This is a genomic window from Gemmata algarum (assembly GCF_034097035.1).
GTDB lineage: Bacteria > Planctomycetota > Planctomycetia > Gemmatales > Gemmataceae > Gemmata > Gemmata algarum.
Genome location: NZ_JAXBLV010000022.1, coordinates 1 through 11981 on the forward strand (window position 1 = coordinate 1; position 11981 = coordinate 11981).

Sequence of the window (11981 nt, forward strand, 5' to 3'; positions counted from 1 at the left end):
TGGGGGGTCGCGCGCCCCCCCGCCGGGGGCCCGCGGGGGGCTCGACTGTGGCTCGTCGAACCGCCGGCGTCAGCCAGCGGGTGGCGCACACATGTGGCCAACTTGAAACTACCAGAACCTGCTGGCGGATAGCGCGGTGCGTGGCAGAAACCCTCTTCCGATCGCCCGGCGCGAGCGGGTAGGATAGCAGGCCTGCCGGCACACACTCGGAACCGCCATGCGCCTCACTCTCCTCCTCGCGCTCGCGCCGTTCGTCAGTTCCACGGCCGCGGCCAGTGACGACCGCGCGAAGCCGCCCGCGGCCGATTTCGTACGCGACGTGCAACCCGTTCTGGCGAAGCACTGCGTGTCGTGTCACGGACCTGACAAGCAGAAGGGCGGGCTGCGCCTCGACCGCGGCCCGGACGCACTCAAGGGCGGTGACTCGGGCGCCGCGATCGTTCCCGGGAAGCCGACCCACAGCCCGCTCCTCCAACGATTGACGGCAGAGGACGCGAGCGAGCGCATGCCGCCCGACCGCGATCCGCTCACACGCGCGCAAATCGAAACGCTCTCGAAGTGGGTCGAAGCGGGCGCGAAGTGGCCGGCTGCCACCGGGACCGCCGAGCAGCACTGGGCGTTCGTGCCGGTCAAGCGCCCGCCCCCCGATCCGAAACACCCCGGGCGCAACCCGATCGACGCGCTCGTAACCGCGAAGCTCAGCGGCAACGGGCTGTCCCTGTCCCCGGAGGCGGACCGCCGCACGCTCCTGCGGCGCCTGAAGTTCGACCTGCTCGGGCTCCCGCCCACGCCGGAGGAAGTGGAGGCGTTCGCCGCGGACAAGAGCCCGGATGCCTACGAGAAGCTCGTGGACCGCTACCTAGCGTCGCCGCACTACGGCGAGCGGTGGGCGCGCCACTGGCTCGACGCCGTCCGGTTCGCGGAGTCCAACGGGTTCGAGACCAACCAGCCCCGGCCGAACGCGTGGCACTACCGCGACTACGTCATCACAGCGCTGAACGACGACAAGCCCTACGACCTCTTCGTGCGCGAGCAACTCGCCGGCGACCTGCTGGGCGCGGACGCCGCGACCGGCTTCATCGTCGGCGGCGCGTGGGACGAGGTGAAGAGCCCCGATACCACGCTCACGCTGAACCAGCGGGCCGACGAACTGCACGACATGGTCGGCACCACCGGGGCCGCCTTCCTGGGGCTGTCGGTGGCGTGCGCGCGGTGCCACAGCCACAAGTTCGACCCCATCCCGCAGCTCGACTACTACCGGATCAAGGCCGTGTTCGCGGACGTGCAGCACGGCGAGCGCCCGGTGCGAACCGGCGATCCCGTCGCCCGCGCGAAGGAAGCCGACCGCCTGCGCGCCCAACTCGCCACGCTGGAGCAGCAACTCGCGGCGCTGGAGCCGCTCGCCGACCCGGTCGCCCCCGACGCCCGGCGCGCCGCAGTCAACCCGAAGCGGAACACCGACCGTATCAAACCGACGCGGGCGAAGTTCGTGCGGTTCGTGGTCTTCGAGACCAACAATCTGGAACCGTGCATCGACGAACTGGAGGTGTTCTCCGCCGGGCCGCAGCCGGTTAACGTTGCGCGAGCGTCGACCGGGGCGAAGGCGACCGCGTCGGGCACCTACCCCGGCGCGCCAAACATCCACGCGCTCGCGTTCCTGAACGACGGCCGGTACGGAAACGGCCGGAGCTGGATCTCGAACCGGAGCGGCCGCGGGTGGGTGGAACTCGAACTCGCCGAGCCGGCCCTCATCGACCGCGTCGTGTGGGGCCGCGACCGCGAGGGCCGGTTCGCGGACCGGCTCCCGACCCGCTACCGCATCGACGTCTCGCTCGACCGCGAGTCGTGGAGCGTGGTGGCGTCGTCGGACGACCGCGCCCCGTTCGCGAAGGACGCCGCTCTCGTTCCCGGGGGCCTGACCGCCACCGAAAAAGCGACCTGGGTGGCGCTCGCGCAGCAGATCGACGGTTTGCGGCAGAAGCTGACCGACCTCGACCGCGGTCCGGTGGCCTATGCCGGTCGTCTGGTGCCGCCCGAGGTGACGTACCGGCTCCACCGCGGCGACGCGACGCAGCCGCGCGAGGCGGTCGGCCCGGGGGCGCTCACCGAACTCGGGCCGAAGTTCGACATCCCCGAAGGCGCGAGCGGCCCGGAGCGCCGGCTGGCGCTCGCGCGGTGGATCACCGACCCGCGGCACCCGCTCACCGCGCGGGTCGCCGTGAACCGGCTGTGGCAGCACCACTTCGGGACCGGGATCGTGGACACCCCGAGCGACTTCGGCCGGAACGGCGCGAAGCCGTCGCACCCCGAACTGCTGGACTGGCTGGCGTCCGAACTGGTCGAGCGCGCGTGGTCGCAGAAGGCCGTTCACAAACTCATCGTGACGAGCGCGACCTACCGGCAGGCGTCGGCGGCGCGGGCGGACGGGCTCGCGAAGGACGCGCAGTCGCGGCTCCTGTGGCGGTACCCGCCCCGGCGCATCGAGGCCGAACCGCTGCGCGACGCGGTGCTGTTCGTGAGCGGGAAGCTCGACCTCACGATGGGCGGCCCCGGGTTCGACCTGTTCGAGCCGAACGGGAACTACGTGAAGGTGTACGCGCCGAAGAAGCAGTTCGGCCCCGCCGAGTTCCGCCGGATGATTTACCAACACAAGCCGCGGATGCAGCTCGACGACACGTTCGGCGTGTTCGACTGCCCGGACGCCGGCCAGATCGCCCCGAAGCGCAACGTGTCCACCACCCCGCTGCAAGCGCTCAACCTGCTCAACAGCAGCTTTGCGCTCCAACAAGCCGATTTCTTTGCGGACCGGGTCCGGAAGGAAGCTGGGGCGGACGTGGGGGCGCAAGTGAAGCGCGTGTTCGCGCTGGCGTTCCAGCGGCCCCCGAGCGCGAAGGAGTCGAGCGCCGCGGTCACGCTCGTGCGGGAGCACGGGCTCGCGGCGCTGTGCCGCGCGGTGCTGAACGCGAACGAGTTCGTGTTCGTGGACTGACGTGCGGAACGCCCCACCTGTTGATGTAGGGGCGAACCCCTGCACCTGCCACCGATCAACCGTCGCGAACGAGGTAACGAAGCCGCAGACACATTTCGGTTCGCTCAGCGCGGCGCGCCAGTTGGCTTCGCCTCCCGTCCCGAATGGTGACGCATGGCTTTGGTCCGGCGGGCAAAGCACGGCGTTCGCACTCTCAGTCGGCATCCGAACGCGCGGACTGTTCGATTCGTCGCGCCGGGGCGTAACCTGATCGAATGGCTCCTTAGCGTGTGGGTAGACGGGAACAGTCACCGTTGAGACCCGATTACGGGACGGCACAGCGCCAACGTGGGGACAGGGCCGGTTTCTCGGCCGATGGCAGCACGCATGAGCGCTCCGTACCGCGGTTCGATTTCCTGGCATAACCGCACTGCACGCGGATGACGAAGAGAAGGTTACGCCAGCGGTGAAGCGGTCGCTGCGACCGGCGGCGCACCCGTCACGTGATGCTCAGCCGCGCGGAGTGCGGCGGCCAGTTCGAACGACCGTACCCGAGCGGCGTGGTCGTACACCTGGGCGGTCAAGATGAGTTCGTCGGCCCCGGTCGCATCGGTAATCACCTCCAGCGCGCGGCGAACGGAATCCGGCGCGCCGACGGCCGAGCACACGGTCATCCGGTCAACGTGAGCCCGTTCGAGCGGGTTCCACAGGCCGTCCATCGAGTCCACCGGCGGCGGCAGCAATCCGGGAGCGCCCCGGATCAGGTTCAGGAACGCCTGCTGGACCGAAGTGAACAGCTTCCGCGCCTCGGCATCCGTGGCCGCCACCACGACGTTCACCCCCACCATCGCGTGCGGCTCGGCGAGCGCGGGCGACGGCTCGAACTCCCGGCGGTAGAGCGCCAGCGCTTCGTGCAAGTAGTCGGGCGCGAAGTGCGACGCGAACGCGAACGGCAGTCCGAGCCGGGCCGCCAGGCGCGCGGAGAAGTCGCTCGACCCCAGTAGCCACACCGGCACGTCCAACCCCTCACCGGGGATCGCGTGGACCCCGTTCCCGGGGCCGCCGCGGCGGAAATACCCGCGCAACTCTTCCAGATCCTGTGTGAACGTGTCCGCGGGTCCGAAGTTGCGGCGCAGCGCCCGGGCGGTGCGGTGGTCCCCGCCGGGGGCACGTCCGATGCCCAGATCGACGCGCCCGGGGAACAGCGCTGCGAGCGTGCCGAACTGCTCCGCGATCACGAGCGGCGCGTGGTTCGGCAACATCACCCCGCCGGACCCGACCCGAATGCGCGACGTGGCGGCCGCTACCTGTCCGATGACAACGGCGGTGGCGGCGCTGGCGACACCCGGCAGCCCGTGGTGCTCGGCCAGCCAGTACCGGCGGTACCCCAGTCGGTCCGCGTGCCGCGCCAGATCGAGCGTGTTGCGGAGCGACTCGCCCGCCGTGCCGCCCGCCCGCACCGGAGACAGATCGAGAACGGAGAACGGGACCTCGGAGAGCGGTTTCATCGGGTGCCTCGCGAGCCGGGCGCCGGGCCACACGCCCGCTGCGAGGGATACCACTCGCCGGCCGACATGTTACGCCGGGAGCGGAAACGATCGGGCACTCGCAAGGACACCGGCGCTCAGCCGGGCGGGCTCAGGAGGGCGGCGAAGTCGTCCTCGTCCCACCCGTAATCGATCATGATCTGCTCGCCCGCGGTGATGTCGCGCGTGGCACGGATCACGATATCGGTCCGCGACTCACGCGGTGTGAAGCGGGCGTTCGGGCTCGACGAGTGGTTGTACAGCGACCCGTAACCGAGCGCGATGGCCCGCCCGTTTTCGCCCCACCAGAACACGTACCGCTCCAGCACCCGCCCGGGGTCCGTCGGGGCCGGGTCCGGGAGCGGGATCACCGGGCACACCTCGATCACTTCACCGCGGTGGTAATCGCGCCCGGCGAACACCCCGCGGCCCATGCCGCGAACCTTGCGGATGTACAGCGCGGAGCTGGAACTAACGGAACTCATACACGGGCCGTCGGTGATCGGTTGATGTCGGTTGCTCTCGCTGTATCGACCGATCGGGGTGGCGAGCTTGAGCCCGCTCTGCGCGCAACACAAGAGCGTAACCCTCGTTACACGCACAAAATTTGAAAGTTGGTTCGGGTTTGGTGAGATCAACCGAGAAGTGTAACAGCACAGCACAAATGAAAGAACCGGCCGCGAACTACCGAACTGTCGCCCATTCAGTTCGATGCCCGCGGCCGGTCTGAAGAAATTGTACCCTGTCCTGGTGCAAGAGTCAACAACCATCCCGCAGAAAAATCGCAGAACCGGCACCGCGCGAATACGGCCCAGGTGCGAACGCCCAACAGTATGCGGTAAAACGCTGCCGAACGAACGCGCGACGCGGGTCGGGGCGAGACGCGGCGCGCAACTTGGCCTTCCCCTCTTGCGCGGCTTGTGGCATTCTCCCGCCCGCATGGACGCACCCGAACTCCCCCCCCCACCGCCGCCGGCCCCCGTGCGCCGGCTGACCCGCCGCCGGCTCCTCCAGCTCGCGGGCGGGGCCGCCGCGCTCGGCCTCGGCGCGGAGGTGCTGCGGGTCGTGGTGCGGACCAACGAGCACACCGTCATCCCGGGCCGCGTGTACCGCACCGCCCAGCTCAAGCCGGACCAGCTCCGGGAGCTGATCGCCGACAAGGGCGTCCGCACGGTCGTGAACCTGCGCGGCGTGTGTACCGACACCGCCTGGTACCTCGGCGAGTGCCGCACCACGCACGCGGCGAACGTCAACCAGGAGGACATCACGTTCTCCGCCAAGCGGTTCCCGGCCCCGGCCGAGGTGCGGCGCCTCGTCGAGGTGCTCGACCACACCGCGTACCCGATCGTCTTCCACTGCCAGCGCGGGGCGGACCGCACCGGGCTGGCGTCCACCGTCGCGGTGCTGCTCCACACCGACGCCGACCTCGCGACCGCCCGACGCCAGTTGTGGCCGCGGTACGGGCACGTCGCGGTCGGCCGCACCGCCGTGCTCGACGCCTTCTTCGACTACTACGAGGCCTGGCTCGCCCGGCGCGGGGAGCCGCACGCCCCCGACCGCTTCCGCCGGTGGGTGAACACCGACTACTGCCCGGGGCCGTACCGCGCCGAGCTGACCCTCGCCGGCGGCACCCGCTTCCCCACCGGCCAGGGCCTCCGGGTCGCCGTCCGGGCGCGGAACACCTCGATCGAGCCGTGGCGGTTCACCACGGGGCGCGGGGGCATCCGGCTGTGCCACACGGTCACCGCGGCGGACGGCACCAACATGTACCGGTCGTACAGCGGCCACTTCGCCCGCGTCGTCCCGCCGGGCGAGGCGGTCGAGTTCGCCTGCGGGGTGCCGCCGCTCCCCCCGGGCGCGTACCAGTTCCACGCGGACCTGATCGACGGCGAACCGATCGAGCTGCTCGACACCGCGTTCGTGCAGTACGGGTCCGAGCCGCTCGCGGTCCCGCTCACCATCTCTTGAGGAGCCCTCCGATGGGCCTGCTGTCCGTGGTCGTGCCGGTGAAAGACGAGCGGGACAACGTGCGCCCGATGTTCGACCGCGTCCGCGCCGCCCTCGACGGCGCGGGGGCCGGCCCGTGGGAGCTGGTCTTCGTGGACGACGGCAGCGCGGACGGCACCTTCGAGCAGCTCGAGGCCGTGTCCCGGGGCGACGCCCGGGTGAAGGTGGTCCGGCTGCGCCGCAACTTCGGCCAGAGCGCCGCCACCCAGGCCGGCCTCGACGCCGCGGCCGGGGACGTGATCGTGACGATGGACGGCGACCTCCAGAACGACCCCGCCGACATCCCGCTGATGCTCGCGAAGCTGGGCGAGGGGTACGACGCGGTCCTGGGCCAGCGCCAGAAGCGGCAGGACAAGCTGCTCCTGCGCAAGGTGCCGAGCTTCGCCGCCAACTGGCTCATCCGCAAGGTGCTGGGGGTGCCGTTCAAGGACTTCGGCTGCACCCTGCGGGCGGTGCGGCGCGAGGTGTTCGACGGCCTCGTGCTGTACGGCGAGATGCACCGGTTCATCACCGCGCTCATCATGCAGCAGGGGGCGAAAGTGACGCAGGTGCCGGTGCGGCACCACCCGCGCACGGCCGGCCGGTCGAAGTACAACCTGACGCGCTCGGTGCGGGTCATGCTCGACCTGATGACGGTGAAGTTCCAGGGGAGCTTCCAGACCCGCCCGATGCACCTGTTCGGCGGGTTGGGGCTGCTGTGCGTGTTCGCGGGGCTCGTGAGCGTGGCGGCGAGCGTGGTGATGAAGTACACCTCCGGCCCGGGAATGACGCAGAACCCGCTCTTCCTGCTGGGCGCGGTCGCGGGCCTGATCGGGGTGCAGTTCGTCTCCCTCGGGCTGATGGGCGAGGTGCTCACCCGCGTGTACTACGAGAGCCAGGGCAAGCGCCCCTACGTGGTGCGCGAGCGCCGGAACCTGGACCGCGGGCCGCTCCCGTCCGGGCGCATCGCGGCGTGAGGGCGCCGGCGGGCTCACCGGGAGGCGTTGAGCGCCGGGCGACCGCACACACAGCCGGCCGTATTCCAACATCGCCCTCATTTCTTCACCTGTGGTAGTTCCGGCTGCCCGCACTGCACGTTTGGGGGCCGTTTTCTCGTGCGGCCTGCCCGCAGGGCGGGCAGCGATTTGTGCGTCAAATCGGCCATATCGTGTTCTCATTCAAGATGTTGCGCCGCTCGTGGGGCGAGTCGACCACGCTGAAACCCGGCGCCCAGGGTGTGGGATTCGTGGGTAGCGACCGACCCGCGAATGGGTAGCGGACCGGCAGCGAACGTCCTGTCGGTGGCCCGCTTGTGTACCACCGGCGTTGTGCTGTAACCCCCGTTACAGCGACTCGCGTGAACCGCAGACGGCGCCGCCCTTCGCATCACGATTCCCGCCTTCTGTATTGAGCCGTGCGCGAAGCAGATACCCGGTCGCGCTGAAGCCGGTGGCCTGTTCCCTGGGACCGCGGACGTCCCGTCCGCCGCTGTGGGATTCGATCGCTCGGCGGGGCCGCCTATCCCACACGCATATCGGTGCGGTGGATGGGACGCCACGGGTCGGTGAGCGACCCCGTCCCGCTCGACGCCAACGGGGTCCGCACGCATACCGGCGGACGGGACGTCCGCGGTCCCAGGGAACAGGCCACCGGCTGCGAGCCCTTAGCCCGTGCGCGCGCGACGGCCCCGTTAAATACCAGATGTCACGCCACGTGTCCCACGCTCCCAGCCCCTCGAACTTCCGGGGAATGGCTACGTGAACGTGGTTCCAACGATGCGATCAAAGAGAAACCCAATGCGTTTCGGCAAGGTGAACCGGGGCGACGGACTCCCCTTGGTGTGGGCCGAACGCCCGTCCTCGCCCTGCGCGACCCGCAAAACTCGTCCGGGTTGCCGTTGGCAGCCGCCGTTCGAGCTGCTAAAAAGAATCTACCCTCGTGAACGCGACCGGTACTTCTGGCCGGTCGCGTTTGCGTTTTTCGCCCCTTGCCATCTGGTCGCGGGGCGGTAAATTGCGTAAATCCAGAACCAGTGTGTAACTGAAACGTCGTTTCGTAACTGATGGCAGGAGTGCGACGCGGCGGGATAGCGGAGATCCGGGACGATGTCGATCACGAAGGAAGAGAAGTCTGGGCTTATCAGCCAGTTCCGGCGCGGCGACACCGACACCGGTTCGCCCGAAGTGCAGGTCGCGCTGCTCACCAAGCGGATCAACTCCCTGACGGAGCACATGCGGGCGCACAAGAAAGACTTCTCCAGCCGCCGCGGGCTGCTGAAGCTCGTCAGCCAACGCGCTGACCTGCTCAAGTACCTCCGGCAAACCGACCGCGATCGCTACCTCGCGGTCATCGGGAAGCTCGGGCTCCGCAAATAGCCGCTACGGTCGTCTCGAGGTGACGCACCCCGGGTCCCAAGTCATTCGGCTTGGGGCTCGTGGACGTATTCACCGAGACCCCGCGAACCGCTCCTGCCGGCAAAACGGAAAGGGTCACCTCCGTGCCGGTCAAGCCAGCTCGTGTCGAATGTGAATTCGGCGGTCGCACGTTAGTCCTCGAAACCGGAAAGTTCGCGAAGCAGGCCCACGGGGCCGTGCTCGTCACCTACGGCGACACGAGCGTCCTCGTCGCCGCGGTGGAGGGAACGCCCATTCCGGGGCGCGACTTCTTCCCGCTCCAAGTTGAGTACCGCGAACGCACCTACGCCGCGGGCAAGTTCCCCGGCGGGTTCATCAAGCGTGAAACGCGCCCCAGCACCAAAGAAACGCTGACCTCGCGCCTGATCGACCGCCCCTCCCGCCCGCTCTTCCCCGCCAACTACTTTAACGAAGTCCAGATCCACTGCACGGTCATCTCCTCGGACCGGGAGAACGACGCGGACATGCTCGCGCTGATCGGGACGAGCGCGGCCCTCCACGTCTCGCACATCCCGTTCCTCAAACCCTACGGCGGGTTGCGCCTGGGCCGCGTGAACGGCGAGCTCGTCGTGCTGCCGACCGTGACCCAGATGGAAGAGAGCGACCTCGACCTCATCGTCGCGGCCACCCGCGACGCCGTCTGCATGATCGAGGGGTTCGCCCGCGAGATGCCCGAGAACGAGATGGGCGACGCGATCATGGAAGCGCACAAGCAGTGCGCCGTCCTGATCGACCTCATCGAGCGGCTGCGCACCGAGGCGGGGCTCCCGACGAAGGTGCTGCCCCCCGCGACCGCCGACAACCCGCTCCTGGAAGAGCTGTACCACAAGTACGGCACCCAGTACCGCGAGAAGTACCTCACGCAGGGCAAGAAGGAGCGTAACGCGGCCCTCGACGCGTTCAAGGACGAGATCAAGAAGGTGTACCTGCCCGAGGGCGAACTGAACCCGGCGTACACCCCGTCGCAGGTGTCGGGCGCGCTGGCGGCCCTCCGCGAGCGCATCTTCCGCGAGATCACGCTCGGCGGCACCCGCATCGACGGCCGCGCCCCGAAGGAGCTGCGCGCGATCGGCGCCGAGGTCACGGTGCTGCCGCGGACACACGGCACGGCGCTGTTCCAGCGCGGCGAGACGCAGGCGCTGGTGGTCGCCACGCTCGGCACCGTCGCCGACGAGCAGAAGGTGGACGGCCTGCAAGACGAGTACAGCAAGAAGTTCTTCCTCGACTACAACTTCCCGCCGTACAGCGTGGGCGAGTGCAAGCCGATCCGCGCCCCGGGCCGGCGCGAGATCGGCCACGGGATGCTGGCCGAGCGGTCGCTGAAGGCCGTGATCCCGCCCCCGTCGCGGTTCCCGTACACCATCCGCCTCGTGTCGGAGATCCTGGAGTCGAACGGCTCGTCGAGCATGGCGAGCGTGTGCGGCGGCACCCTGGCGCTGATGGACGCGGGCGTGCCGATCAAGCGCCCGGTCGCGGGCATCTCGGTCGGCCTCGTGATGGAGAAGGACCACTTCTCGCTGCTCACCGACATCCAGGGCGACGAGGACCACTACGGCGACATGGACTTCAAGGTGGCCGGCACCCAGAAGGGCGTCACCGGCATCCAGCTCGACATCAAGGTGGACGGCATCAACGAGGCCATCGTCCGCGGCGCGCTGGAGCAGGCGAAGGAGGCCCGGCTCCAGATCCTCAAGACGATGCTGTCGGCGCTGTCGGCCCCGCGGAAGGAGATCAGCCGGTGGGCGCCGCGCCTGATCCAACTGAAGATCAACCCGGAGATGATCGGCAAGCTCATCGGCCCGGGCGGCAAGATGATCCGCGCCATTCAGGAAGAGACCGGCGCGAAGATCGACATCGAGGACGACGGCACGGTGTCGATCGCGTCGTCGGACGCCGAGGGCGTCGAGGCCGCGCGGCGCATGGTCGAGGGGCTGACGGCCGAGGTGAAGGTCGGCGCCGTGTACGACGGTAAAGTGGTCTCGATGAAGGACTTCGGGGCGTTCGTGGAGATCGCTCCGGGCCGCGACGGGCTGTGCCACGTGTCGGAACTGGACACCGGCTTCGTTCAGCGCCCGGAAGACGTGGTCGAGATCGGCCAGAAGATCCAGGTGAAGGTGATCGGCATCGACGACAATGGCCGGGTGCGGCTGTCGCGCAAGGCGCTGCTGGCCCCGAGCGACGAAGCCGGCAACGGCGGGGGCGGCGGTGGCGGTTTCGGCGGCGGGGACCGCGGCGATCGCGGTGACCGTGGCGAACGCAGTGGCGGTGGCGGCGGGCGCCGCAGCGGTGGCGGTGGCGGCGGGCGCGGTGGGGACCGCGACCGCCGGCGCGACTGACGCCCGAACCCGGCAAGCGTGTTCCTGTAATCACAGTGTCCGGGCGGTTGCCCGGACACTTCCGGGTCACGTTTGAACCCGTGAAATCGAGCTGATGACGAAGCCGCGGGCAACAGCCCGCGGCTTCGTCATTTCAGTCTCTAAAAGGCAATCCTTGCTCCGGAAGCTGCGTGCTCGGCAGGTTGTGCAGGGACGCTGTCAGGTTCTCGAACGCCGTCGATGACCGAGACCGGTGGTATCGATTCATGCGCCCGGACTTTCCGGCTGTGGTTTGGAGCGGATGCAGCGGCCGCCTCCAGGCTCCCGCAAAAGACAGCAATTGAAACTTTGATATATCAATATTTTATATATTAACACATGTCGAGCTGGCACCTGCCGGTTCGGAGGCAATCTCGCGTTGCAGATTTTGCAAAATCGCCCTTGAAGACGCGAGTGCAGAGATTATGATTCCCGGAGCGAACATTCAGTATTGTTCAGCACCTCTTCAGACAATTGGTTGCCACTCGCGAGTGACAATCAATTGTTATCAATCAGTGGTCCTAATACGTCTGGGAGACATCGTGCGCACAGCGATTGGCATCTGTGGATTGATGGTCATGCTGTTGGCCTGCGCAGCACAAGCGCAAGAGGTAACGCAACCCGCTCCCGTACCGGTTGAGCCGACGACGCCAACCGCTCCAGCTGTTCCGGCCGATCCGGTGCAGAACAAGGCCGAAATAAAAACGTTCAATGCAGTCGCAGATGGAAAAGG

At 68.4% G+C, this 11981-nt stretch carries 7 protein-coding genes and 1 pseudogene; 6 read left to right on the top strand and 2 right to left on the bottom strand.

Features of this window, described 5'->3' with window-relative positions; genetic code table 11:
* The first annotated feature begins 217 nt into the window (after positions 1-217).
* Positions 218-2989 carry a DUF1553 domain-containing protein gene (locus tag R5W23_RS03845; protein ID WP_320685189.1) on the top strand — a complete coding sequence of 924 codons (2772 nt, stop codon included), beginning with the start codon at positions 218-220 and terminating at the stop codon, positions 2987-2989.
* Between the two features lie 434 nt (positions 2990-3423).
* Here the strand turns inward: R5W23_RS03845 and R5W23_RS03850 are convergent, their stop codons facing one another.
* Positions 3424-4476, bottom strand: coding sequence for an LLM class flavin-dependent oxidoreductase (locus tag R5W23_RS03850; protein ID WP_320685190.1), 1053 nt, complete (start codon positions 4474-4476; stop codon positions 3424-3426).
* 116 nt (positions 4477-4592) lie between these two features.
* Complete coding sequence (locus tag R5W23_RS03855; protein WP_261188845.1) at positions 4593-4979, bottom strand: SET domain-containing protein; 387 nt, start codon at positions 4977-4979, stop codon at positions 4593-4595.
* Between the two features lie 454 nt (positions 4980-5433).
* Here R5W23_RS03855 and R5W23_RS03860 point away from each other — a divergent pair, with 454 nt between their 5' ends.
* The 5 genes and pseudogenes from R5W23_RS03860 to R5W23_RS03880 form a co-directional block, all read left to right on the top strand.
* Positions 5434-6462 carry a tyrosine-protein phosphatase gene (locus R5W23_RS03860; protein WP_320685191.1) on the top strand — a complete coding sequence of 343 codons (1029 nt, stop codon included), beginning with the start codon at positions 5434-5436 and terminating at the stop codon, positions 6460-6462.
* Positions 6463-6473: 11 nt separating this feature from the next.
* Entirely contained in the window at positions 6474-7457 is a 984-nt protein-coding gene (locus tag R5W23_RS03865) for a glycosyltransferase family 2 protein (protein ID WP_320685192.1), read from the top strand.
* 1128 nt (positions 7458-8585) lie between these two features.
* Positions 8586-8855 (top strand): 30S ribosomal protein S15, encoded by a 270-nt coding sequence (gene rpsO, locus R5W23_RS03870; RefSeq protein ID WP_010035463.1) that lies wholly within the window; start codon positions 8586-8588, stop codon positions 8853-8855.
* A 122-nt stretch (positions 8856-8977) separates the two neighbouring features.
* On the top strand, positions 8978-11230 hold the full coding sequence (pnp, locus tag R5W23_RS03875) for a polyribonucleotide nucleotidyltransferase (RefSeq protein WP_320685193.1): 2253 nt from the start codon (positions 8978-8980) through the stop codon (positions 11228-11230).
* 560 nt (positions 11231-11790) lie between these two features.
* A pseudogene (locus R5W23_RS03880) lies at positions 11791-11981 on the top strand (hypothetical protein); the annotation flags it as partial.